This window comes from Polaribacter litoreus, from assembly GCF_054584775.1.
In genome coordinates this window covers 56,035-81,721 of sequence record NZ_JBTLRD010000018.1, presented here as the reverse complement: position 1 = coordinate 81,721, position 25,687 = coordinate 56,035, and the positions used below count along the sequence as shown (strand labels likewise).

The 25,687-nt window shown below is 30.9% G+C and carries 19 protein-coding genes; 5 read left to right on the top strand and 14 right to left on the bottom strand.

Annotated elements, in window-relative coordinates; translation table 11 throughout:
- From ACW9UN_RS14600 to ACW9UN_RS14590, 3 genes are all read left to right on the top strand, one after another.
- Positions 1 to 2,424 (top strand): SdrD B-like domain-containing protein (locus ACW9UN_RS14600; protein ID WP_459487056.1); only part of this gene is annotated, 2,424 nt, incomplete at its 5' end.
- Positions 2,425 to 2,965: 541 nt separating this feature from the next.
- Positions 2,966 to 6,982: an SdrD B-like domain-containing protein gene (locus tag ACW9UN_RS14595; protein WP_459487054.1), complete on the top strand. Its 4,017-nt coding sequence runs from the start codon at positions 2,966 to 2,968 to the stop codon at positions 6,980 to 6,982.
- A 544-nt stretch (positions 6,983 to 7,526) separates the two neighbouring features.
- Positions 7,527 to 9,569 carry an LruC domain-containing protein gene (locus tag ACW9UN_RS14590; protein ID WP_459487052.1) on the top strand — a complete coding sequence of 681 codons (2,043 nt, stop codon included), beginning with the start codon at positions 7,527 to 7,529 and terminating at the stop codon, positions 9,567 to 9,569.
- Between the two features lie 139 nt (positions 9,570 to 9,708).
- Here ACW9UN_RS14590 and ACW9UN_RS14585 read toward each other — a convergent pair whose 3' ends face one another.
- The 12 genes from ACW9UN_RS14585 to ACW9UN_RS14530 all read right to left on the bottom strand — a co-directional run bounded on the left by ACW9UN_RS14585 (position 9,709) and on the right by ACW9UN_RS14530 (position 21,046).
- Positions 9,709 to 10,815 (bottom strand): AMP-binding protein, encoded by a 1,107-nt coding sequence (locus ACW9UN_RS14585; RefSeq protein ID WP_459487050.1) that lies wholly within the window; start codon positions 10,813 to 10,815, stop codon positions 9,709 to 9,711.
- A complete protein-coding gene (locus tag ACW9UN_RS14580; protein ID WP_459487048.1) occupies positions 10,796 to 11,758 on the bottom strand; it encodes a CPBP family intramembrane glutamic endopeptidase in 963 nt (320 codons plus the stop codon). Before ACW9UN_RS14580 ends, ACW9UN_RS14585 begins: the two co-directional genes overlap by 20 nt.
- A gap of 43 nt (positions 11,759 to 11,801) precedes the next feature.
- A complete protein-coding gene (locus tag ACW9UN_RS14575; protein WP_459487046.1) occupies positions 11,802 to 12,842 on the bottom strand; it encodes an o-succinylbenzoate synthase in 1,041 nt (346 codons plus the stop codon).
- 3 nt (positions 12,843 to 12,845) lie between these two features.
- Complete coding sequence (locus ACW9UN_RS14570) at positions 12,846 to 13,361, bottom strand: SRPBCC family protein (protein WP_459487044.1); 516 nt, start codon at positions 13,359 to 13,361, stop codon at positions 12,846 to 12,848.
- 23 nt (positions 13,362 to 13,384) lie between these two features.
- Positions 13,385 to 14,320, bottom strand: coding sequence for a 1,4-dihydroxy-2-naphthoate octaprenyltransferase (gene menA / locus ACW9UN_RS14565; protein ID WP_459487042.1), 936 nt, complete (start codon positions 14,318 to 14,320; stop codon positions 13,385 to 13,387).
- Positions 14,311 to 15,813 (bottom strand): PH domain-containing protein, encoded by a 1,503-nt coding sequence (locus ACW9UN_RS14560; RefSeq protein WP_459487040.1) that lies wholly within the window; start codon positions 15,811 to 15,813, stop codon positions 14,311 to 14,313. Before ACW9UN_RS14560 ends, menA begins: the two co-directional genes overlap by 10 nt.
- The gene (locus ACW9UN_RS14555; RefSeq protein ID WP_459487039.1) at positions 15,806 to 16,318 is read right to left on the bottom strand and encodes a PH domain-containing protein; all 513 of its coding nucleotides are present in this window, start codon (positions 16,316 to 16,318) and stop codon (positions 15,806 to 15,808) included. Before ACW9UN_RS14555 ends, ACW9UN_RS14560 begins: the two co-directional genes overlap by 8 nt.
- A gap of 3 nt (positions 16,319 to 16,321) precedes the next feature.
- Positions 16,322 to 16,723, bottom strand: a complete 402-nt coding sequence (locus ACW9UN_RS14550; protein ID WP_459487038.1) for an SPOR domain-containing protein — start codon at positions 16,721 to 16,723, stop codon at positions 16,322 to 16,324.
- 3 nt (positions 16,724 to 16,726) lie between these two features.
- The gene (locus ACW9UN_RS14545) at positions 16,727 to 17,506 is read right to left on the bottom strand and encodes a (Fe-S)-binding protein (RefSeq protein ID WP_459487037.1); all 780 of its coding nucleotides are present in this window, start codon (positions 17,504 to 17,506) and stop codon (positions 16,727 to 16,729) included.
- Positions 17,507 to 17,581: 75 nt separating this feature from the next.
- Positions 17,582 to 18,898 carry a 4Fe-4S dicluster domain-containing protein gene (locus ACW9UN_RS14540; protein WP_459487036.1) on the bottom strand — a complete coding sequence of 439 codons (1,317 nt, stop codon included), beginning with the start codon at positions 18,896 to 18,898 and terminating at the stop codon, positions 17,582 to 17,584.
- Between the two features lie 24 nt (positions 18,899 to 18,922).
- The gene (locus ACW9UN_RS14535) at positions 18,923 to 19,891 is read right to left on the bottom strand and encodes an MlaD family protein (RefSeq protein ID WP_459487035.1); all 969 of its coding nucleotides are present in this window, start codon (positions 19,889 to 19,891) and stop codon (positions 18,923 to 18,925) included.
- A gap of 54 nt (positions 19,892 to 19,945) precedes the next feature.
- The gene (locus ACW9UN_RS14530; RefSeq protein WP_459487034.1) at positions 19,946 to 21,046 is read right to left on the bottom strand and encodes an N-acetylmuramoyl-L-alanine amidase family protein; all 1,101 of its coding nucleotides are present in this window, start codon (positions 21,044 to 21,046) and stop codon (positions 19,946 to 19,948) included.
- A gap of 92 nt (positions 21,047 to 21,138) precedes the next feature.
- Here ACW9UN_RS14530 and ACW9UN_RS14525 point away from each other — a divergent pair, with 92 nt between their 5' ends.
- Together ACW9UN_RS14525 and ACW9UN_RS14520 are read left to right on the top strand one after the other, a co-directional pair.
- Positions 21,139 to 23,829, top strand: coding sequence for a putative LPS assembly protein LptD (locus ACW9UN_RS14525; protein ID WP_459487033.1), 2,691 nt, complete (start codon positions 21,139 to 21,141; stop codon positions 23,827 to 23,829).
- 40 nt (positions 23,830 to 23,869) lie between these two features.
- Positions 23,870 to 24,250 (top strand): Rid family detoxifying hydrolase, encoded by a 381-nt coding sequence (locus tag ACW9UN_RS14520; protein WP_459487032.1) that lies wholly within the window; start codon positions 23,870 to 23,872, stop codon positions 24,248 to 24,250.
- Here ACW9UN_RS14520 and ACW9UN_RS14515 read toward each other — a convergent pair.
- Entirely contained in the window at positions 24,243 to 24,605 is a 363-nt protein-coding gene (locus ACW9UN_RS14515; RefSeq protein ID WP_459487031.1) for a methylglyoxal synthase, read from the bottom strand. The two genes, ACW9UN_RS14520 and ACW9UN_RS14515, sit on opposite strands and share 8 nt — an antisense overlap.
- Positions 24,606 to 24,685: 80 nt before the next feature.
- Positions 24,686 to 25,687, bottom strand: a complete 1,002-nt coding sequence (gene gap, locus ACW9UN_RS14510; protein ID WP_459487030.1) for a type I glyceraldehyde-3-phosphate dehydrogenase — start codon at positions 25,685 to 25,687, stop codon at positions 24,686 to 24,688.

Below are 25,687 nucleotides of genomic sequence, written 5' to 3'. Positions count from 1 at the left end.
AATACAGATGCTACTGTAATAATTCGTTATACAATTGCTGCTGATGGTGATTGTGCTGCAACAACTGATGATGTTACGTTTACGGTAACTCCTGTATGTGATGTAGTTGCTGACAATACAACGTCTACGGCTTCTATCACAGAAGATGAAACTAAAACTTTATCAGGATCTCCTGCTGGTGGTACTTGGTCAATCGTTTCTGGTGGTGGTTCAATCTCTGGATCAACTTATACGCCAGATGACATCAACACTAATACTACTATCGTAATTCGTTACACGATTGCTGCTGATGGTGATTGTGTTGCAACAACTGATGATGTTACGTTTACTGTACTACCTAATGACTTAGGCTCAATTGGAGATGTAGTTTGGTTCGATACAGATGGAGATGGAATTAAAGATCCAAATGAAAATGGTTTAGGGGGCGCAACTGTTACCTTAATTTCTAACAGACCAAATTACGCACCTAATAAAACCGTTATTACTGATGTAAATGGGAATTATTTATTCACTGATTTACCTAGAGGTTCTTATACAGTACAAGTTGATGTAAGTACAGTTACATCAGGTCTTCCAGCTGGTATAACAACTACAGATTTGGTACAAACTTATGATTGGGATAGTATAGGTACCGAAAATAGAAGTACCATTAATTTATCAAGAGGAGAAAATAACTTAGAGCAAGATTTCGCCTATGCAATTAGTTCTGGTAGTACTTCTGGTGGTAATTCTGGTGGTGTTGAGTCTGAATCTTTGGGGGATGCCATCTCTAAAATCTACGTTGGTAGAAAAAAGAATTCTGTTCCAACTGAATTTGTAAAGTCTTCTGAAAACTTTTACAACAAGTCTAAAATGAAATTAGCACAACCTTATCAAGGTAAAGGGCAAACTTTATTAGATATGTTTCCTGCTGAATTAGCAGCTGGTAATGTAGCAAATGTTACGTCACCAACTGATATTTTAGACTACACCATTGCAGACGAAGTTTTATCTGTAGATTTTTCTATCGATGGAAAAACCAAAGGTGTAGTATTAGGTATTAAAACGTCTGACAAAGTATACAACCACACCAAAGCATCTTGTGATAGATTGCGTGGTGCTGAAATCTTAAATGTTATGCCACTTCAAATCAATGGTTATAACTTTTTAATGCAAGGTATTAAACAGCGAAGTGGTGAGGTTGAATACGCTGTTTCTTTCGCTGTTGCTAAAAACAATAATGATGGAAATTATACCATACAAAGTAACTGGTATGTTAATAATTACACCAAGTTTAACGACATGTATAATTTTCAAGTTTGGACAACAAAACCTGCGGATACGCAAAAATTAGTTGCTGATGTATTAAACAATTTAAAAGCATTTATGCCAATAGTTCAGGCAGAAACTCAAAAAATTCCTGAAACTTATGCCTCTAAAATTTATAGAGATAAAGGTGAATTAATTGTAAAATTAAGAAGTACTAAAGCTGGTAATACTGCTGAAGTATCAATGGTCGAATTATATTCTGAAACCGCTAATAATATTAAGCATAGATACAACTCTATAGCTACAGAAATTCAACAAAGTTTTTCTGTTGATATTGCTGATGGATACGAATATGATGCCTTAATTAAAGTAGATGGCGAAGTTGAAGACGCTTTTTATCATGCTGATGGAAACTGGGGTATAGATTACGATAAAAGATATACAGAAATTAAAAATTATTTTGTGTGGAACGACTTCGACAGAGAATATCAAGATGATGAATATACCATCAACAGAAATCCTGAAATAAAGGCTACTAGTGAGTATGATTATTTAACGCTATATAAATCTTTATTGCCTGGTACATTATCTGCAGATTACTCAGAGTACAATTACTTAGTATTTACTGCAAAAGGATCTGGTTTAATAGAGTTAGGCTTAATCAAATCTTCTATAGATGATTGGAAAGCGCAATATAGAGTAATGGTTGATTTATCTGAAGAAGAACAAACCTACTATGTACCTTTCGAAATATTTAGTTCTAGTGCAACTTTAAATAAGTTAAAAGCTAATGATTTAACAACACTAACTTTTACATTTTTACCAGTAGAAGCTCAAACTAAAGAGCTAGATTTAAAAATCTCTGATGTTAAATTTACCAAATTAGCGGTTGAAGATCAAATAGTTCATAAAATTGAGAAGTTTGAAAATGAATTTATGGCTTATCCAAATCCTTCTAAAGGTGCTGTTAACCTTCTTTTATTTAGTGAAACAGATACAAGAGCAACTGTAACTTTATCGGACATCACTGGTAAAGTAATTTACAACCAAAATGTACAACTAAACGCTGGTAAAAACGAGTTGGATTTTAACTTTAAAGTAAAAACTGGAGTAATGCTTTTAAAAGTAGCATCTCCTGAAACCGATTATGGTACTTCTAAAATAATTTTTAGATAACAACCTATTTCAGTTAAAACTCTATTTAATATATTATTAAGACATTTATAAAAACAATAGTTTAAATAAATTTTTAGGGGTATTAATTTAAAACTATTGAATATTTGAGAGCTGTTTTATTACAGCTCTCTTTTTTTAAAAAAAAATAAAACTTGTGTTTTTACATAAAACAAAAATTGTTTATGTTTGCGTAAATTATATTACCCCCTATACTTCTATATAAATACCTTATTTTTGTACATCATTTTTTTGAAATGATCACTTAAATAAGAATTATTTTCCCCAAAAAGCATTTCTCCCAACTGTGTAATTATTGTATGATACATGCAATTGAAAAATTATGTTTAAAAAATACTATTCGTCTTTAATATCAGTTCACTTAACGATTATTTTGTGAATAATCTCCAAATATGAATAATTTTACACGCAACTATATAACCCTAAAAACTAGTCAGAAATAAGGCTTAAAACCAACTCAGTCATGAATAACAGTTCCCAAACTCTAAGCTCACATAGAGTCAATCTTTTTAAAATCTCAGATATGAGATTTTTTCCTGTTCTTATCCTATTGCTTTTATTACCTACAATTTCATCAGCACAAACCCTTTACGATGTAGTTTTAGGTACAAACAACAAAACAATAACAGAAGTACAAATTGAATTTAATGGTAACACCATTACACAAACTAGCGGAGGTGTAGATCCTACCATCAATGCAAATAAAACAGCGCTTCCTGTTTTAATGAATTACATAAAAATAAATGACGGAGGTACAATAAAAAAACTTGATTTTTTAAATGCCAAAGGTGCATTCTTACATAGTAACAATTTTACCAATGCCACAACAGGTGTGGGTGTTTACACAGAAGGAACTGAAACACTGATATCTAACGGAGTGAGCGATTGGGAAGATGCAATGCAAAATATGGTTACAAGCCGAAATGCATTAAGCTATATGTTTTATGACGGATCTTCAAATACACCAGCAGGTGATGATTTTGATATTTATTGGTCAAAAGCATTAACTAACGACGACTATTTGGTAGTAAGTGAAAGAGATGGAAATACCAACTTTCAATTAGTGCCACTTGATATTAATGGAAACCCTATAGCAGCTCCTGCAAGGGAATTGAGGTTTGGAAAGCAAAATGGTACTACTTCACCAAACGGAAATAAAAAGTATGACTGGAATATTGGTTATGGATCGTTAGGTAGATTTGATGATCAACCTCAATATTTTTCTGTAATTGATGTTAGTTTATTTAATACAAATCAACCAATTTATGGGTTTAGAATAGACAATCTAGGTGATGCAGATGTTAAATTCTACGGTATCTCAGATGATACTTTCGAAAACAACCCTACAAATCCTTTAGTACCCGGATTAAAAGGAAATGTTTTTAATGATATAGATAAATTAACTGACAATACAGTTGATGGATCAGGAATCTCAACGCCAAGCGGTACTCAGCTATATGTAAGTTTAGTTGATAACTCTAACGATATTATAGACACCATACCTGTTAATAATGATGGTTCTTATGCTTTTTTAGATAATGTAGAGCCAAATTCTAATTATACTGTAGTTTTACATACAAATCCAAATGGTTCTACAACTCCGAATTTACCACCAACATGGACGAACATCGGTGAACATCAAGGTACTTCTGCAGGAAATGATGGAAATGTAAACGGAATAATAGCTGTTTCTGTTGGTACAGTAGTAGAAACTGAAGTAAATTTTGGTATAGTTCAACAGCCTGGTTCTATTGGTGATACTGTGTGGTATGATACTGATGGTAATGAATCTCAAAATGGTGCTGAAAATGGTCTTCAAGGGGCAACTGTTACTTTAGATCCTGGAACGCCTGCTGATAATTCAGACGACTTAACGACTACTACTGATGCTAATGGTAATTATGTATTCGATAATTTACCTGCTGGTAATTATACTGTTTCTGTTGATGTATCTACGGTTACTGCTGGGCTTCCTGCTGGTGTTACTCCTGCTGAACTTTCACAAACTTTTGATAATGATGGTACTGGTTCTGCAAACTCTTCTGATGTAAATTTAGCTGCTGGAGAAAATAACCTAGAACAAGACTTTGGGTATATTGGTTTAGGTGTTATTGGAGACAGAGTATGGTATGATACTGATGGTAATGAATCTCAAAATGGTGCTGAAAATGGTCTTCAAGGGGCAACTGTTACTTTAGATCCTGGAACGCCTGCTGATAACTCAGACGACTTAACGACCACTACTGATGCTAATGGTAATTATGTATTCGATAATTTGCCTGCTGGTAATTATACTGTTTCTGTTGATGTATCTACGGTTACTGCTGGACTTCCTGCTGGTGTTACTCCTGCTGAACTTTCACAAACTTTTGATAATGATGGTACTGGTTCTGCAAACTCTTCTAATGTAAATTTAGCTGCTGGAGAAAATAATCTAGACCAAGACTTTGGGTATATTGGTTTAGGTGTTATTGGAGACAGAGTATGGTATGATGCTGATGGTGATGGAATTCAAGATGCTGGTGAATCTGGGTTACAAGGTGCTACTGTTACTTTAGTATCAAAAAGACCTAATTTCAATCCTGATATTGTAACAACTACAGATGCTAATGGTAACTATTTATTTACAGGTTTACCTAAAGGTTCATATACTGTAAAAGTTGATATTAGTACAGTTACTTCAGGAATCCCTGTTGGTAAAACACCATCTGATTTAGTGCAAACGCACGATTGGGATAGTGTAGGTACTGCAAATAGAAGTACAATTAATTTAAACCAAAGCGAAATCAACTTAATTCAAGACTTTGGTTATATCGTTGGTTCTGCTAGCACAGGTGGTGGAAACAATGGTGGTATCGAATCTGAATCTCTTGGTGATGCACTTACAAAATTATATGTAGGTAGAAAGAAAAATTCGGTTCCAACTAACTTTGTAAAGTCTAGTAAAAACTTATACAACAAATCTAAAATGAAATCGGTACAACCTTACCAAGGTAAAGGACAATCTTTATTAGACATGTTTCCTGAAGAATTGGTAGCTGGTAATGTAGCAAATGTTACATCGCCCACTGATATTTTAGATATCACTATTGCTGATGAAGTTTTATCTGTAGACTTTTCTATTGATGGGCAAACTAAAGGTGTTGTACTAGGTATTAAAACAACAGATAAAGTGTATAACCACACTAAAGCTTCTTGTGATAGGTTACGTGGCGCAGAAATTCTTAATGTACAGAAAGTAAAAGTCGATAACTATAACTTCTTAATGCAAGGAATCAAACAAAGAAATGGTGTTGTAGAATATGCCATCTCATTTGCCATAGCTAAAAACAATAACGATAATCAGTACGCAATTCAAACCAACTGGTATGTTAACAATTATATTAAATATAATGATATGTACAACTTCCAAGTATGGTCTACCAAACCAGAAGATACTCAGAAGTTAGTGGCTGACATTTTAGAAAACTTAAACGCATTTATTCCTGTACAACAAACTGAAGTACAAAAATTCCCAGAAACGTATGCTTCTAAAATTTATAGAGATAAAGGCGAATTGGTAGTGGCTTTAAGAAGTACGCAAGAAGGGAATACTGCTGAAGTATCTATGGTAGAATTGTATTCTGAAACTGCAAACAATATCAAGTTTAGAGACAATGCATTGACTACAGAAATTCAACAAGCGTTACGTGTAGCTATTGCTGATGGATATGAATATGATGCATTGGTAAAAGTAGATGGAGAAGTACAAGATGCTTTCTATCACGCTGATGGTAACTGGGGATTAGATTATGACAAGCGTTATACTGAAATCAAGAATTACTTTGTATGGAATGATTTTGACAGACAATATCAAGATGATGAATATACCATCAATAGAAATCCTGAAATTAAGGCTGTAAGTGAGTACGATTATTTAACGCTTTACAAAGCATTATTACCAGGAACTATTTCTGCTGATTACTCAGAATACAAATACTTGTCATTCAAAGCTAAAGGTTCTGGATTAATGGAATTAGGCTTAATCAAATCTTCTATCGAAGATTGGAAAGCTCAATACAAAGTAATGGTAGATTTCTCTGAAGAAGAGCAAACCTATTATGTGCCTTTCGATATCTTTAGCTCTAGTGCTACTCAAAATAAATTAACTGCTGATGATTTAACGATGTTAACATTCACATTTTTACCTGTAGAAGCACAAACAAAAGAGTTAGACTTAAAAATTTCTGATGTAAAGTTTACCAAAACTGCAGTTGAAGATCAAATTGTTAACAAAATCGAAACCTTTGAGAATGAATTTATGGCATACCCTAACCCATCTCAAGGTAACATAAACTTATTACTATTTAGTGAAACTGATACAGAAGCTACAGTTACCTTGTCAGACGTAACTGGTAAAGTAATTTACAATCAAAAAGTACAGTTAAGCGCTGGTAAAAACGAATTAGATTTCAACCTAAAAGTAAAACCAGGTATTATGCTATTAAAGGTAGCATCTCCAGAAACTGATTATGGTACATCTAAAATCTTATTCAGATAATATAAAAAGTATATAATTCCACAGTTTAAATAAATTTTTAGGGGTATTAATTTAAAACTGTGGATACCAAAAGAGCTAACTTTGTTAGCTCTTTTTTTATTTACAAAATAACATGAGTACAATTTAAAAACCGATGGTAATTAATATTGTACAATTTTAAACTTACATATTTGTTAGGAAAGTGTTTTTCTTTTTAACGGAAAATTTTGATTCTATTTAAAACACACTATGATTATCAAAAGATAGCATTATAGCAAATTTATTATAGCTACTTTTTTTTAGAAAAAAATCAAAATTTATCTAATATATCAATATATTTATAGAATGTTCTAAGTTTGAAAAGTTTGAATTGCAAGCGCTATAACGTTTTTTAAAACAATTTGATTCTGTGTAATTAGACGAATACCATTCGTCAACACTTTATTTCTTTTTATCTTGATGAACTATACAATTATCTCAAATTAAAAAAATAAAAACTAATATTTTATAGATTTGTATAACAAAGATGAACCATAAATTGAATCTGTAAAAAAACCCAAAAATTATGAAAACTTTTCCCTCTAGTTTATTATTACTAATATTCCTTATTTTAAGCTCTTGTGAGCAAAAATTTCCTCAAGAAGAAATCACAAATCCTGAAACCACCACAATCAACAATTTAAAAGCTAACGCAAATTTTGATTGGAGTAATACCAACCAAACAAAAATATCAATCTTTACAAAAGATAATGCCAACAAACCTGTTGCCAATGTTAAAGTAAGTATTTGGACAAATTTAGAAGATGAAAACGGTGTAGAGATTACAAATGGCGTAACTAATGAGCAAGGAGAATTAAGCTTTAATTATGATTTTGAAGCAGATATGACAGACGTGGTTTTAAAAACAGATTTTATAGGTTTTATACCAGAAGTACAAGTACCTATAGAAAACGGAAATGTATACTATACATATGGGGGTAATGTTAATGGCAAAGCTAGAGAAGGTAAAAGTAACGCATTGTACAATAAAGTAGAAAACACGCTTCAAAAAAACTTTAATGCAAACATAAAAATCAATTATATTGGAGGATACAATGGTAATGGTGTACCAAATTATTTAGAAGATGAACCAGACTATATTAGTGGTGATTTTTTAAATGATGTTAACGCAGCTTTGCCAGAAAACAGACCTGTACCTGAATATCACCCAGAATATTTAACAGGTGTAAACGAACAAAACTTAGTAATTTTAGACAAGGCCGATGTTTGGGTAACTTTTGTATCTGAAGGCGCTGGTTACAGAAACGCTCTTGCTTACTATACATATGATAGAGATTTCCCTCCAAAAACCACAGCAGATATTACAGAATGTAATGTAATATTTCCAAACGCATCGTTTGAATATTCTGGAGGTGGATTAAGATCTGGAGATAAAGTATACTTAGGTACTTTTGAAAAAAACACTGTTGTAGGTTGGATATTGTTAAGAGATGGCTGGCATGGACCATCACAAGAAGTAACAGAAGGTAGAGGCTTACTATATTCAAATCAAGAATTAAATCCAGAAGAAAATATAGAACATCGCCAACACTCAATACTACTTTTAGATAAAGAAAGAGATGTTATTTTAATTGCTTTTGAAGATTTAATTCGTCCTTATGGTGATAATGATTTTAATGATGCTGTATTTTATGCTTCTGCAAACCCAATAGAAAATGTTGAAATAGAAAACATACAAATATCAAATCCTGATCCTGTAGATACAGATGATGATGGAATTAATGATAGTTTTGATGATTACCCAGAAGATCCTGAGCGTGCCTTCAATAACTACTACCCTAACAGCACTAATTTTGGGTCTTTAGCTTATGAAGATTTATGGCCATCAACAGGAGATTATGACTTTAATGATTTGGTTATAGACTATAATTTTAACAGAATTACCAATGCAGAAAATAACGTAGTTGCTTTAGAAGGTAAATTTGTAGTAAGAGCTATTGGAGCAAATTATGAAAACGGTTTTGGATTTACAATAGACGGAGTTTCACCTACTTTAGTAGAGTCCGTTTCTGGCACAACATATACAGAAGGATATATAGAAAACGCTGCAAATGGTACAGAAGCTGGTCAAAGTAGCGCAACAATAATTGTTTTTGATAATGCAAAACAACATGGTTTTGCTAACACCAGACAAGATCAAGCATTTAGAGTTGCAGATACTTTAAAGGTAAATATAAAACTAGCTACACCTGTAAATCAAAATACTTTTGGTTTAGCTCCTTTTAATCCGTTCATTATCATTAACAAAGAAAGAGGTAAAGAAGTACACTTAGCAAATTATACACCAAGCGATTTGGCAGACACTTCTATTTTTGGCGAATCTGCTGATGATACACAACCCAACAGTGGTAAATATTATAAAACAGCCGAAAATTTACCTTGGGCTATTAATTTTCCAAGTAAGTTTGAGTATCCTATTGAAAATGCGAGTGTAGATACTGCACACTTAAATTTTATAACTTGGGTTTTAAGTGATGGTTTTGATTATAAGGATTGGTATAAAAGCAGGCCAAACTACAGAAATTCTAGCAATATTTATAGCGAATAAGATTTTTTAAAATAACTAATAATATAGATCGTCTAAAAGCTGTTTTAGACGATCTTTTTTTGTGGTAAAGTGGTTAAAATAATATAATCGTTATTAAAATATAGTAACAAACCTTAAATTGAAACTTATGAAAACAATTCTATTTAGTAAAAATTTTTTGAAGGGTTTGCGTTCTTTGAACTTTTCCTGACTTGGTTTCTACAAAGTATTTTGTAAAATAAATTTCTTTTGGTTTTTCAAATTTTGATAAGGAAGTTAAATTTTTAATTTTATCTAAAATAGATTTCTCAACTGTTTTTGAAATGACATCTTCTAAGATTAATACCAATTTTTCACCGAATTTTTCATCTTCAATTCCTGCTACAAAAAAACGAGTTTTTATAATTTCAGAAAGATTTTCTTCTATTTTCTCAGGATGTAATTTTACACCTCCAGAGTTAATTACATTATCAAAACGTCCTAACCATCGGAATTTTGTGTCTGAAATTAACTCTACAACATCATTAGTAAAAATTACGTGTTCCGATACTTTTGGCGCATCTATAACCAAACAGTTTCTTTGATCTTTATAAATGATTACATTGGGTAAAATTTCATAAAATGTTTTTTTCTGAATAGCATGTTGATTCGCCATTCTTGCTAAAAATGACAGTGGTTTATTCAATTTTTTTACAGCAATATGCGTTATTGTTTCTGTCATTCCATAAGTTGCAAAAACTTCGGTAGAAATAGTTTGCAATTTTACTTGTAATGAACTAGAAACTACCCCTCCACCAACAATTAGTTTCTTTATTTTATTGATTTTTGGTAGTGATTTTTCTAACTGTAAAGGTACCATTGCAGAAAAATCATATTGTTTTTCTACTTTTTGTAACGGGTTGGAGTTAGGGGCAACAATATCTAAATGCCAGCCTAACGTAATAGCTCTTACCAACATCATTTTACCTGCAATATATTGTATTGGCAAACACAATAAAGCTGTAGTTTTCTGAGGTAAATTAAAAAAAGTACCTGTGGCTTTTGCCGAGTTTAGCATCAATTCTTTTTTTAATTGAATTGATTTTGGAGCACCTGTAGAACCAGATGTTTGTACTGTAATTGTTTTGTCATCAGAAAACCAAGTTTCTAAAAATTGATGAATATCACTGTAAAAACCTTTGGTATAACTTAGCATTTCATCAACAGAATTAAAAGAAACTCCATTGATTTTAAAATTTTTATGAAAATTATTCTGCACCAAAATCATTTAAAACTCTATAGTTTTCTTCTAAATGTACTGGTTTTTCTATTTTACCAACTAATTTCTCTTTCCAGTTACGCCATTTGTATTTTTTTGCAAAAAGTAAAATCAATAGCGGAAAAAAGACAAAAACAGGTACAAAAACATCAAAGCCCAATTTAGGTTCAGAAAGATCTATTACAACAGAATCTGTTTGAAAAACAGTCCAATCTGCAGTTACCAATAAGGCTGTAATTAAATTATTGGCCGCATGAAAACCCAATGCCAACTCTAAACCTTCGTCCATTAACGTAATAATCCCCAAGAAAAAACCTGTGCCTATGTAATATACTAAAATTCCATAGCCCAATTTATCAACTTCAGGATTAGCAATATGTAGCAAACCAAAAATAACCGAAGTAAAGATTAAAGGAAACCATCTATTTTTTGTAGCAATTCCTAAACCTTGCATTAAATAACCTCTAAAAAAATACTCTTCGAAACTGGTTTGTAACGGAATTAAAAGAATTCCGATTACAGCAAGCATCAAAAATTTATCAAAATTAAAATTCCACTGATAACTTTCTGGCGATAATTTATAGTCGATTATTAATAAAACAGCGGTTGTAATTCCCCATAAAAAAAAGGCAAAAAATATACGTTTCCAGTCTATTTTGGATCTTGAAGTAGTAAATGAAGTTAAGGTTTGTTTGTGCAAAAATTTTACCCAAAGTAATAATGCAATTAAACCAATGGCAAACGGAATTAAGTTTTCAATTAAAAATTGGCTTGCTCCTTTTGCTGCTATTTGATCTCTCATCAATTGCTCTACATTAAAATCTGGATCTAGATTTTCAAGAATTAATAATCCAATAAAATTTAGAGCCATAAACCCGAAAAATAAACCTGCGAAAACCAAGTATTTCCACATTCCTAAATCTCCTTTATAACCTTGTTGTATGTAGTTCATTTGTTTGTTTTATTGATATTATAAATTAAAAATTAGCATAATGCTATACTAAGTTAAAATTCCAATTTTGTAAAGAGTTGTATTGTAGAGTTCCTTTTTTAACCTCTAATGGACTATCAAAATTATTGGTAAACAAACTCCCAGTACCTAAACCCTGTGGTAGTTTATTTTGCAATTGATAGGTAAATTGCGCAATAGCATTTAAACCGATATTACTCTCTAAAGCAGACGTAATCCACCAACCAACATTTTGTTGTTCTGCAAATTTAATCCATTCTGTACTTCCAGCAAAACCACCTACTAAACTAGGTTTTAAGATGATGTATTGTGGATTGATTTGCGCTATTATTTTTTTCTTTTCTTCGGATGTAAAAACGCCAATCAACTCTTCGTCTAAAGCAATTGGCAAAGGTGTTTTATTGCACAAATTTGCCATTTCTGCTGGTTGACCTTGTTTGATGGGCTGCTCTATAGAATGAAGCTCTAATTCAGATAATCGTTTTAATTTTTCAAGAGCATTTTTTGCATTAAAAGCGCCATTGGCATCTACTCTTAACTCGATTTCTTTTGATGTAAATTCTTTTCTGATAGACGCTAATAAATCGATTTCAGTATCAAAATCAATAGCACCAATTTTCATTTTAATGCACGTAAAACCAGCTTTTAGTTTTTCTTTGATTTGGTTTTTCATAAATTGTTTTTCGCCCATCCAAATCAATCCATTAATATTTATAAATTCTTTTCCTTTGGTAAAATTTGAGGGAAATAACTCAAATTTATCATTACTTTCTAAGGATAAAAAAGCTTGTTCTAAACCAAATTGAATTGATGGAAATTGTGCCATTTCTGCTAATAAAAAATCTAATCCTTTGTTAATATTAGCACAAACCCAAACCAACTTATCTTCATAATTAGCCACATCATCACTACTTAATCCTCTAAAAAGTCCTGTTTCTCCAATGCCTATTTTGCCTTCTTTTTCTAAAATAATAAACCACGTTTCTTTGGTTCTTAAAATACCACGAGATGTACCACTTGGATTTTTAAAATTAAGAATGTATTTTTTGTAGGTTGCTGTAATCACAATTTATTGTTTTTCTATAAACTCTTTAAAATTATTTAAATACGATTGATCTTGCGTTTGAAAAGTACCTTTAAAATACGGAAACAAACAGGCCATAATGTACGAATCGCTTTGACAACTTGCCTTTAATTTTAACAAGGTAGTTCCGTTTTTATCTGTAAAAGTATAATCATCTGTTTTTAGCATATTTTCAGCATCAAAAAACAAAGTAACCTTTTCATTTGGCACATAAGCCATTACTTTCTCTGTCATTGTAATTTCTTGTCCTTGATTTTCTACAACCATTTTGTAGACATTACCTGTTTTTCCTAAGTTTTCATTTAATACTTCTACAGATTTTACCTCAGGAATCCAGTTTTTTATATTTCCTTTTTTATTAAAAGCGGTAAAAACCTCTTCAACTTGTTTATCTATAGAAACTTCTGCTGTGTAAGTGGTTTCTTTTACTACCAAACCAGTAGCAAAAAAAATGATACTCAAAACAGAAATGATTCCTATGATTATTTTTACTGTTTTCATTGATTTTCTAAAAGATTTACTATTTATAAAAAGATGCTATTGCCAATTCCGAATAAAATGGCAAACAAAAAAGTACTTAAAGCTACTTTTTTCAATTCACTATCTAATTGAGCAGGAACAGTATTGTTGGCAACTGTATTTACATTGATTATTAACGGAATAAAAGCTATTAAAAACAAAAATTGGAAACCACTTTTATAATTTAATACAACATAAATTAACGCAGCAATTAAGGCCGAAAAAATTAAAAAATAGTGGTATTTTTTGGCTTTTTCTGCACCTAGTTTTACAACTAACGTATTTTTTTTATTCTTTTTATCTTCGTCTCTGTCTCTTAAATTATTTAAATTTAATACGGCTGTACTTAAAAAACCGATGGAAATTGCAGGCAAAAAAATGTCAAAATTAATACTTTTAGTGTATAAGAAATAGCTACCAACCACACTTAATAATCCGAAGAATAAAAAAACAAAAACATCGCCAAAACCAGAATATCCATAAGCAGAATTACCAACCGTATATTTTATTGCTGCTGCAATTGAGGCAATTCCGAGAAGAAAAAACAAAATAGAATAGCCATAATTTTTGCTACCAAAAGCTACATAAATCAGCAACAAGGCAATTAGTAAAGTGATGACAGTTGTAATAATCATTGCTATTTTCATCTGTTTTGGAGTAATTGCCCCAGATGAAACCATTCTGGCCTCTCCTGTTCTATTTTTGTCAGATCCTTTTACACCATCTCCATAATCATTGGCAAAATTAGATAAGACTTGGAAGCCAATTGTGGTTAAGATTGCTAACCAAAAAGTTGGTGTTATCCATATCATAGTTTGAACACTGCCTGGAGAGGCTGAATTGAGATGATAAACTCCCATAAAAGAACCTGCAATTATACCAGATACAGATAAAGGCAGAGTTCGTAAACGTGCTGCTTTTATAAAATTTTTTACATCCATTCTTTTTGACTTGTTTCTACTTTATACAGTGTATGATTATAAACTTTTATGGCATCTTTAAAAGGTATACAAGGAATTTTTATTTTACCTGATGCAGTTTGCAACACCAAATCTGCAACATTACTTCTTTTTTGAAAAATAGTTTGTTGTATTTGTATATTTTGCACTTTAAAAATTTCTAAATAGGTATGATGCGTTTCTAATAATCCTTTACCAACCAGCAAAATTTCATCCGATATTTTATAAAATCGTTTTTTAACCTTTTTAAGAATCAAAAATACGACAAAAGGGATTACTAGAATTACTGAATAAAAGATTTCGTAGTGTTGGAATCCTAAAAAAATGCCCAAATAAGCAATTATCAAAAATAAAAATGTGAAGATAAAAAGTCTTCTTTTAAAATAATTATCTGGAAACTTCTTATCGCAATTTTCAACCTTATCAGCATTAAATAAACTTGATTTTATGGTGGCTACTTGATTTTTTTTACACCCTACAATTCGTATTAATTTATCTTTCTTTTTATGATTTAATTGTCCACTAACGGCTTGTTTAAAGGTGATGAAAGAAATACCTATAATTCTTTTTAAAGGATTTGTTGAAATGGTAATATTCTGCACTTTTGTCTTTTTTAAAACAATAGATTTCTTGGTAAACAAACCTTGATTGATTTCGAAAGCGTCCTTTGTTAAGTAAGCTGTTAAATTAAAATGAATTAGAAAAATTCTAACAAAGGAGGTTAGTAATGCAATAATTGTAAGTGATATTAATATAAAAAGTATAAAAAAAAGACTTGCTGAAAAAGCATTGGCATTTTCTTCTATAAAGCCATCTAAATTTTCTGTTTGTCCTAAACCATCAAAAATCTGTTGAATTTGATTGAACAACCCAAATAATAACGCTAAAAATAAGAGTAAGTTTTGCAAATGATTTTCGGTTAAACTCACTTTAAACAAGGCTTTAACACCAATATTTACCAACGGTTTATTTTCTTCTTTTTGAAGGATTTTTTGACTATCATTTTTATTTTTAGCTATAAATTCTTTTAAAGCTGTTGCTTTTTCTAACGATAACGCTTTTATAGATATTTCTGTTTTGCTAGAGCCTGCAGTTTCTATACTCACCTCAAAAACTCCAATAATTTGTTGAACAAGATTTTGTTTAAAATTAATATTTTGAATTCTTTCAAAAGCTATTGAGGTATTTGTTTTTTTAAGAATGCCTTGTTTTAAAATAAAATGTTCATTTTCTATTTTAAACTGAAAATTTTTATAAATCAAATACGCTCTAACCAATAAAACTAGCAAAAGAACTAAAATACCTAAATAAATATAGGTTGTATTTGTAGTTGAAAGTTTAGAAAAGCGCTGTATAAAAATGAATAAAAGGATCCATAATGCTTTTACAACCTTATAAATAAGATTTACATATATAACAAAAATCCCTTTTGCAGATTGTTTTGAAAATTGAGAAAAATCGAATGAATCAGGCATCTATTTTTGTACTAATAAATTCTTTTATTTGTAATGCTGTTTCTTTGGTTAACCCTTTAATTTCAAGATCATCACTGCTATCTCCTGCTGTATAAACACTTAAAGAGGATAAGCCAAAAAGTCTTGAAATTGGTTTTTCATCTATTTCTACATGTTGTATTCTTGTAAAAGGTACCGTAGTTAACTTTTTAATCAATAAGCCGCGTTTATATGAAATGTCTTTGTCTCTTAGAGCGTATTTTCTTAGCGGAAAACTTAATCGAATATAACCATAAATGGCTCCAAAAATTACCACAAAAATGCCGTAAATATACGCTACATAGTTATTAAATTCATCTGTAAAGGCAAATTGGTGCAGCACAATTAATCCTGTAAAAAAAGAAATAAAAATTAAAAAAAAATTGATACAAATTACTTTTAAGTAACTTTTATCAATTCTTTTAAATTCTATTTTAGTAATATTAGGTAATTCTAAAACGATATCGTTTTGAAATTGTTTTTCCATACACTAGTTTTGTAATGCTTCTGTAATTGAAATTGGGACACCATTTTTTAATGCCTGAACAAATGCGTCCTTGTACTTGTCTAAAATTTTCAATCTAAACGCTCTAGCTTCTTTATAGGTTTCAAACTCTCCTAATCTAAATTTTGTCAATCCATTTTCATCGTAAGTACTTACACCATCAACGTTATATAAACTTTCGTTTTGTTTTCTTAATGCTGCAATTTGCACTGTAAAAATTAACTCAGGGTAATATTCTTGTACTTCTGGTTCTTGAACAACTTCTACCTCAGGTACTATTTTTTCTGTTTCTGGTTCTTTAGATTCTGTATTCTCTTGTTTAACTTCTTTTTTTCCACAAGAAAACAATATTAAAAAGAACAAAAATGCAATTGATATCTGTTTCATAGCTTATAATTTATTGGCTTCTGCAATTAATTCGGCAATATCTTTTACCAAAACTTGACCTTCTTTTTCTTTAAACTTAATTCCGTCTGTCATCATTGTATTACAATAAGGGCAACCTGTAGCAATAATGTTTGGTTTGGTTTTTAGAGCATCTTCAGTACGTAAAACGTTTACTTCTTTATCACCAGGTTCTGCATCTTTAAACATTTGTGCACCTCCTGCACCACAACATAAAGCGGTTTCTTTATGACGTTTCATTTCTGTTAAATTAACGCCCAATCTTCTTATTAAATCTCTTGGAGATTCGTACACTTCATTGGCTCTACCTAAATAACAAGGATCATGAAAAGTTATTCTTTTACCTTTTAAAGTAGTATTATCGATATTTAAACGACCATCAGAAATTAAATTTTGTATAAATTGTGTATGATGATATACTTCGTATTTACCTCCTAAAGAAGGATATTCGTTTTTTAAAGTATTAAAAGAATGAGGATCGCATGTTACAATTTTTTTAACCTCATAACCATTTAAAATTTCGATATTCATCATGGCTTGCATTTGAAACAAGAACTCATTTCCTGCTCTTTTTGCTGCGTCTCCAGTTGATGATTCTTCTGTGCCTAAAACTGCAAAATCTACATTGGCTTGATGTAATATTTTAACAAAAGCTCTACTTATTTTTTTGGCTCTATCATCATAACTTCCAGCAGCACCCACCCAAAATAACACTTCTGGTTGTTTGCCTTGAGCCATCATATCTGCCATTGTTGATACTATCATAAATTATGAATTTTAAATTACAAATTAAGAATTTAAACAATTCGTAATTGATAATTTTATTAATTGAAAAATTATTTACTCTTCGTTTGCCCAGTTTAATCTGTCTTGTTGATTGTATGGCCAAGGAGCACCATTATTTTCAACATTTGTCATCATCATATTTAACTCTTGTGGAGCAGCACTTTGTTCCATCACTAAATATCTTCTCATATCCATAATAATTGATAATGGATCTATATTTACAGGACATTCTTCTACACAAGCATTGCAACTTGTACACGCCCAAAGTTCTTCTGGAGAAATATAATCGTTTAATAATTGCTTATTATCATCAACAAAAACACCATTATTTGCATCGATATTTCTACCCACTTCTTCTAAACGATCTCTGGTATCCATCATAATTTTACGAGGAGACAACTTTTTACCTGTTAAGTTTGCAGGACAAGAAGACGTACATCTACCACATTCTGTACATGTATATGCGTTTAATAATTGCACCCAATTTAAATCGGTTACATCAGATGCTCCAAATTTTTCTGGCACTTCATCTTCAGCTCCTTCTTCTGGCATTGCATAAGGATCTGCATCTGGATCCATCATTAATTTTACTTCATTGGTAACTGCTTCTAAATTATTGAATTGTCCTTTGGGATTTAAATTGGCAAAATAAGTGTTCGGAAATGCCAATAAAATGTGCAAATGTTTAGAATAATATAGATAATTTAAAAATACTAAAATGCCTAAAATATGAATCCACCAAGCAGTTCTTTCTATTGAATGTAGCACTTCTGGTGAATATCCATCAAATAAAGGTGCTATAAATTGACTAATAATATTGCCTGCACCTGCTTCTTGAAAAGCAGTATCTGTAGCATTCATTATTAAAAATAAAGTCATTAAAACAATTTCGAAATACAAAATGTAGTTTCCATCTTTTTTTGGCCAACCTTTCATTTCTCGGCTCATAAAACGTTTGATATCTGATACGTTTCTACGCAACCAAAAGATTACCACTGTGATTAATACTAAAACTGCTAAGATTTCGAAAGTAGCAATTAAAAAGCCGTAAACAGAAACTGGAATTACATTTAAAAAAATACGGTGTGTACCAAATAATCCGTCAATAATAATTTCTAAAACTTCTATATTTATAATGATAAACCCCACGTAGACAATGATATGTAAAAATCCTGAAAATGGTCTTTTTACCATTTTAGATTGCCCTAAAGCTATCATCATCATATTTTTTAAACGCTCAGATTTTCTGTCTGTTCTGTTTACATCTTTTCCTAGTTTGATATTTCTTGATAATTTTTTGATATTCATCACAAAAAAACCAATACCAGCTATTAAAGCTAACGCAAAAAATATGTTGGGTAAGTATTGCATATTATTCTATCTATTTTTAAAGGTTTACTCTTTTATTACTCGCAAACTATCAGGCAAAGACGGGGTATATTCTTTTGGTTTTTTACCAAAAACCGAAAAATGAACATATCTTTTTGGATTTAATTTTAAATCTCTTAGCAATTGCTCTAACTCTTTAGTTGCAGCCTCTATATTATTGTATAATTTTTCATCATTTAACAATTTACCAATGGTGCCATTGTTAGAGTTAAGTTTTGTAGACAACTCATTAAAATTAGCTATAGCATTCTCTGCTTTTGCAACAATACTATTGATATTAACAGTGGTTAACGAGTCTGACAACTTATTAAGGTTATTGGTAATATTTTTGGTGTTTTCTATAGTTGTTTTTAAGTTGCTTTTATTGTCTGTAACCATACCATTTACAGACTTTATAGTTTGTTTTAGTTCTGATACGATTATAGAAAAATCTGAAACGGAAGAATTAATTCCGTCAATGGTTTCGTTATTTAAAATTTTATTGATTCCTGCAAAAAGAGTATCCGCTTTTTCAATAACTTTTTCAACTTTTGTTTGTAAAGGATCTAATCTTTCGCCTATGGCAGTAAATAAACTTTCTTCCATTTCGCCTTGTAATGTATCTCCTGAAACTGCGGGCTCTCCATCATAATCTGGAATAATTGCTAAACTTGATCCGGCTAAAGGATTAGGCGAATATATTCTAACAACACTGTTTTTAGAAAATTCAAAGTCATTTTCTAAGTTAAAAGTAACAATTAGATGCCCTCTTGTTGCTGCTCTTTCATCAAAAACAATATTACTTACTTGACCAACTTTTAATCCATTTAAAGTTACTGCACTTGCTTTATTTAAACCACCAATTTTAGAATACTCAACTTTAAAAGAACGGGCTTTACCATCTAACAAATCGTGCCCTTTTAAGAAATTGAATCCCCAAACAAAACCAATTATTATTAATACAATTACTATACCTGTTTTTAATTCTTTTGACATCTTTAGAAATTTGTTAACAATATTACTAATTATTTTTGTTAGAGTATCCCAAATTTACGGCAATTTATTTACATCTTTTACAGATACTTTTTCTCCATTCTTAAAAGCAACCATAAATGCAGATTTATATCCTTTTTGTTTGGCTATTTTTAATGATTTTAATGCTGCTTTATAGGAAGATGAAACACCAAAATAGTATTTGTAATAACTGCCGATTTTAACCCTTTGAACATTTTTAAGGCCTTTAAAATTATAAGATTTTGTTGGTATTTTATTTTTACCAGATGCTATTTGTACTTTAAACTCTATAAGATCTTTATATGCAACATCATTATAATTACTAGTATCAATACTAACAGCATTTAATTTTAGGTTATTAAAATAGTTTTTAACAGCATCTGAAATAGCCTTTGCCATTTGTTGTTGCCCTTTTTTTGAGTTTAAAAACCTGCCTTCTTTTTTATTGGTTAAAAAACCCAATTCTACCAAAACACTGGGCATAATGGTTTCTCTTAATACTTGAAAGTTATCTTGTTTTACCTTTCTGTTATTTCTTTTTAGTTTGTAGGCAAAATTATTTTGAATAAGACTGGCTAACTCTAAGCTTTTATCTAAGTTTTCTTCTTGTAAAAGCGATAAACCAATTACAGATTCTGCAGAATTTGGATCAAAGCCCTTATACCTTTTTTCGTAATTGTCTTCTAAAAGTATAGATGCGTTTTCTCTTTTAGCAATTTCTAGGTTTTTTTTATTTCCTCTTAACCCTAAAACAAAAGTTCCTGCCCCGAAAGCATTAGAGGTGTGAGAATCACAATGAATAGATACAAACAGGTCTGCTTTAGCGTTATTTGCAATTTCGCCTCTTTTCCAAAGTTCTGGATACACATCATTCTTTCTGGTAAATATCACTTTGATATCTTTTTCATAAGCTAATTGCTTACCAACTTCTAAAGCCACTTTTAAGGCTATATCTTTTTCTTTATATCCATTACCTAAATTACCAGGGTCTTTACCTCCATGACCTGCATCTAATACAATGGTATACTTTTTTTGTGCATTTAGCGTTGATAAAGAAAAAAACACAACCAAAGACATCACTAAAAATAATAAGTTTTTTAGTTTGGTATTAATTTTGCGGATTTGTAGAAAATTCATCAATAAAATTTAACTAATTTTGGCATCATTTATTTTGAGATTCAAATATTGAGCCATACTTTTACTCACCTACAAAAATAGTATTTATAGCATTGCAATCAAACCTATCATACTTACTTTTATTTTGCTGTTTCTTTGTTGTTAAGATAAGTTTTTCTCAAGATGTAAAATCTAGAGAAAAAATTGAAGTTCCTATTGTAAAAAAAGATTCTGTACAACCAAACAAACAAGACGCTTTAAAAATCTCTAAAAAAGATAGCATTCTATTGCAAAATAAAGATTCTATTGTTAATGATTCTATTAAACCAAAAGAGTCTATTGAAGATATTATTAAGCATACTGCAAAAGATTACACAATTCAAAATGCAAAAGAAAAAACAGTAACCTTATACAACGAAGCTAATATTACGTATACTGATATTGATTTAAAAGCGGGTATTGTAATAATAGATTACAAAAAAAACACGCTTTTTGCAAAGGGTATTTTAGATAGTACTGGGTATACCCAAAGACCTATTTTTAAACAAGGTGGGCAAGAATCTGAACAAGATTCTATACGCTATAATTTTAAAACAAAACGCGCTTTAATTTATGGTTTAAAAACCAAACAAGGAGAAATGTTTACTTACGGAACAAAAACCAAGCGTGTTAACGATTCTACAATTTACATTAGAAAAATAAAATTTACAACATCAGAAAAAGAAGTACCTGACTATTATATTAGAACAAACAAAGCAAAATTAGTGCCAGGTAAAAAAATTATTGTTGGGCTCAGTAACTTGGTTTTAGCAGACGTACCTACACCTCTTGTGCTACCTTTTGCCTATTTTCCTATGAGTGAAACAAGTACTTCTGGATTTCTAATTCCTGCTTTTGATACAGGTAGTAGTGATAGAGGTGTTGGTTTACAAAATGGTGGATATTATTTTGCAATAAATGACTATGTAGATTTAACCCTTACAGGTGATGCTTGGGCAAACGGCAGTTGGGGATTAAGAGCAAATTCTAATTACACAAAACGATATCGATTTAATGGAACTTTTAATTTTAATTACGAAAGTAATATTAGTGGTATTAGAGGCTTTGATAATTTTAGTAAAAGTAATCGATTTAACATACGATGGAGCCATAGTCAAGATGCAAAAGCAAGCCCTAATTCTAGGTTTACAGCTTCTGTAAATTTAGGTAGTAGCAAGTTTTTTAGAGAATCTTTAAATCAATTTAACGCAGCACAAAATCAAAATAACACCTTAAATTCATCCATAAATTACAGTAAAACCTTTGTTGGCACACCTTTTAACATGGCTGTAACCGCATCTCATCAACAAAATACAAATACAGAAAGTATTACCATGACTCTGCCTTCGTTAACACTTAACATGAACAGAGTATATCCTTTTGCTGGTAAAAATGGCGTTAAGAAAAATCCAATTCAAAAATTAGGTTTTAATTACAATATGCAAGGTCAATATTTAATTAATACAACTGATGATGAGTTTTTTACGCCAAGAATGTTTCAAACTGCAAAAGCTGGTGTACAACATAGAACAGGCACAAACACAAATATTAAGGCCTTTAAATATTTTACATTATCACCAAGTGTAAATTATCAAGAAAGTTGGAATTTTAATTATATCAATAAAAAATACGATTCAGCTTTACAAGAAGTTGTAACAGACACGTTAACAGGTTTTAAAACATTTAGAACTTACAATGCTAGTGTAAGTTTATCAACCAATATTTATGGTACTTTTAATTTTAAAAAAGGACGATTAAAAGCAATAAGACACACCTTTAGACCATCTATTTCTTACAATTACACCCCAGATTTTGGCACAAAATTTATACGTCAAGTACAACAAAGCGATGATGCTACAGATTTTTTGAGTTATACTATTTTTGATCAAAGTTTATACAGAGCACCAGGAAGTGGAATTACAAATTCTGTAGGTATTTCTTTAAATAATGTTTTAGAAGCTAAAATGGCACCTAAAGACCCAGATAGTGATGAGGAAGATGAAAAAGTGATGCTGTTAAATAACCTTAATTTTAATACGTCTTATAATTTTGCAGCAGATAGTTTGCGATGGGCAAATGTTAGTTTTAATGCAGGTACACGATTATTTAAAGATAAACTTGCATTAAATTTAAACGGGTCTTTAAACCCTTATCAAGTAAATGATGATGGGCAAACTATAGATAAATTCAATCCCAATATATTTAGATTACAAAGTGCAACTCTAACTGCCAATTATTCTATTTCTAGCACCGATTTTGATAAAGATAAAAAAAATGATGACAAGAATAAGAATGGTAATGGCGCCAATAACCCAACTGATACTATGGGTGCACAAATAGACCCAACAAACAGGCAGGGAGTTCCTGGAGGAAATCAAAGCATGAACAATAAAAAAGGAGAAACAAAAGAAACAGAATTGTATAATGCAAAAATACCTTGGTCTGTAAACTTAGTTTATGCTGCCAATTACAGAAATACAGGACTTGCACCTGGAGAAATTCAAAATCATACTCTAGGTTTTAGTGGTAATATAGAATTATCTCCAAAATGGAAAATTGGCTACTCTTCTGGATATGATATAAAAGGAGGTGCGTTTTCTTTTTCTAGATTTAATTTTTCGAGAGATTTAGACAGTTGGCAATTCAATTTTAATTGGGTTCCTTTTGGCTCAGTTTCTTCATATACCTTTTTTATTGGTGTAAAATCATCTACTTTATCTGACTTAAAATGGGATAAAAACAAACCACCAGATAGGTTATTTTAACAATCTATATAAAAAAACCTGTAAAACTTAATTTTAAAAAATGAAAAAAATAATTACAACAGCAAAAGCACCTGCACCTATTGGCCCATACAATCAAGCTGTTTTAAGCGGGAATACTTTATATACTTCTGGCCAAATTGCAATTAACCCTAATTCTGGTGAATTGGTTTTAGATTCAATTGAAGCAGAAACTACACAAGTGATGGAAAACCTAAAGGCTGTTTTAGATGCTGCTGAAATGACATTCGAAAACGTGATAAAAACTTCTATTTTTATTGCTGATATGCATCAATTTTCTGAAATTAATACTATTTATGGAAATTATTTTGACGAAGCAACAGCTCCAGCAAGAGAAACTGTAGAAGTTGCTAATTTACCTAAGTTTGTAAATGTAGAAATTAGTATGATTGCTGTTAAATAGCACTAATCAATAAATCTGCAGATGCAGGGTTTGTAGCTAAAGGCACATTATGCACATCGCAAATTCTTAATAGCATAATAATATCTGGTTCATGAGGATGTTTTGCATGCGGATCTCTAAAAAATAAAACCATATTACACTTACCCTCTGCAACTCTACTTGCAATTTGTGCATCGCCACCAATTGGGCCAGACAAATATTTAGTTACATTAAAGCCAGCTTTTTCTGCTTTAGAACCTGTAGTACCTGTAGAAATTAATCTAATCTTTTTTTGAAGCAATGTTTCTTTATGCTCATTTAAAAATTGTACCATCTCTGCTTTCATGCCATCATGAGCTATAATTGCTATTTCCATACTTAAATTTTAAAATAAAAACCTAAAAGTAATTTCTTACTTTTAGGTTTGTTTAATTAAATAACCAATTTAGTTATTATTTATAATGATGCTGAGTATTCTACTAAATCTACTATTTTAGTTGAGTATCCCATTTCGTTATCATACCAAGAAACAACTTTTACAAAGTTATCATTTAAAGCAATACCTGCTTTAGCGTCAAATATTGATGTTCTTGTATCGCCCACAAAATCTTGAGATACCACCATGTCTTCTGTGTATCCTAAAATGCCTTTCATTGGGCCACTTTCTGAAGCCGCTTTCATTGCAGCACAAATTTCATCGTAAGATGCAGCTTTTTCTAACTTTACAGTTAAATCTACTACAGAAACATCCATAGTTGGTATTCTAAAAGCCATACCTGTTAATTTACCATTCATTGCAGGAATTACTTTGCCTACAGCTTTTGCTGCACCTGTAGAAGAAGGAATTACGTTTCCTATTGCAGAACGCCCACCTCTCCAGTCTTTCATAGAAGGACCATCAACAGTTTTTTGAGTTGCAGTAGCAGCGTGTACAGTTGTCATTAAACCTTCAACAATACCAAAATTATCATTTAAAACTTTAGTTATTGGTGCTAAACAGTTGGTTGTACAAGATGCGTTTGAAAATATTTTTTGATCTGCTTTTAATTCTGTGTTGTTTACACCCATTACAAACATTGGTGTATGATCTTTAGAAGGTGCAGATAATACTACTTTTTTTGCTCCTGCTTCTAAGTGTTTCCCTGCAGTTTCTTCTGTTAAGAAAAATCCTGTAGATTCAATTACATATTCTGCGCCAACTTCATCCCACTTTAAATCTGCTGGGTTTCTTTCTGCTGTAATTCTAATTTCATTTCCGTTTACAACTAATTTACCATCTTTTACCTCAACATCACCATCAAATGCTCCATGAACTGAATCATATTTTAACATGTATGCTAAATAATCTACGTCTAATAAGTCGTTTATAGCAACAACTTGAACGTTATCTCTTGAAACTGTTTGTCTGAAAGCTAATCTTCCAATTCTACCAAATCCGTTAATTCCTACTTTTATCAT

Excerpts from the sequence above, each read along its gene's own strand:
- ACW9UN_RS14530 (WP_459487034.1), bottom strand. The coding sequence starts at position 21,046 with ATGAATTTTCTACAAATCCGCAAAATTAATACCAAACTAAAAAACTTA.
- ACW9UN_RS14560 (WP_459487040.1), bottom strand. The coding sequence starts at position 15,813 with ATGCCTGATTCATTCGATTTTTCTCAATTTTCAAAACAATCTGCAAAA.
- ACW9UN_RS14555 (WP_459487039.1), bottom strand. The coding sequence starts at position 16,318 with ATGGAAAAACAATTTCAAAACGATATCGTTTTAGAATTACCTAATATT.
- ACW9UN_RS14520 (WP_459487032.1), top strand. The coding sequence starts at position 23,870 with ATGAAAAAAATAATTACAACAGCAAAAGCACCTGCACCTATTGGCCCA.
- ACW9UN_RS14550 (WP_459487038.1), bottom strand. The coding sequence starts at position 16,723 with ATGAAACAGATATCAATTGCATTTTTGTTCTTTTTAATATTGTTTTCT.
- menA (WP_459487042.1), bottom strand. The coding sequence starts at position 14,320 with ATGGATGTAAAAAATTTTATAAAAGCAGCACGTTTACGAACTCTGCCT.
- ACW9UN_RS14585 (WP_459487050.1), bottom strand. The coding sequence starts at position 10,815 with ATGATTTTGGTGCAGAATAATTTTCATAAAAATTTTAAAATCAATGGA.
- ACW9UN_RS14590 (WP_459487052.1), top strand. The coding sequence starts at position 7,527 with ATGAAAACTTTTCCCTCTAGTTTATTATTACTAATATTCCTTATTTTA.
- ACW9UN_RS14580 (WP_459487048.1), bottom strand. The coding sequence starts at position 11,758 with ATGAACTACATACAACAAGGTTATAAAGGAGATTTAGGAATGTGGAAA.
- ACW9UN_RS14540 (WP_459487036.1), bottom strand. The coding sequence starts at position 18,898 with ATGCAATACTTACCCAACATATTTTTTGCGTTAGCTTTAATAGCTGGT.
- gap (WP_459487030.1), bottom strand. The coding sequence starts at position 25,687 with ATGATAAAAGTAGGAATTAACGGATTTGGTAGAATTGGAAGATTAGCT.
- ACW9UN_RS14515 (WP_459487031.1), bottom strand. The coding sequence starts at position 24,605 with ATGGAAATAGCAATTATAGCTCATGATGGCATGAAAGCAGAGATGGTA.
- ACW9UN_RS14545 (WP_459487037.1), bottom strand. The coding sequence starts at position 17,506 with ATGATAGTATCAACAATGGCAGATATGATGGCTCAAGGCAAACAACCA.
- ACW9UN_RS14570 (WP_459487044.1), bottom strand. The coding sequence starts at position 13,361 with ATGAAAACAGTAAAAATAATCATAGGAATCATTTCTGTTTTGAGTATC.
- ACW9UN_RS14595 (WP_459487054.1), top strand. The coding sequence starts at position 2,966 with ATGAGATTTTTTCCTGTTCTTATCCTATTGCTTTTATTACCTACAATT.
- ACW9UN_RS14535 (WP_459487035.1), bottom strand. The coding sequence starts at position 19,891 with ATGTCAAAAGAATTAAAAACAGGTATAGTAATTGTATTAATAATAATT.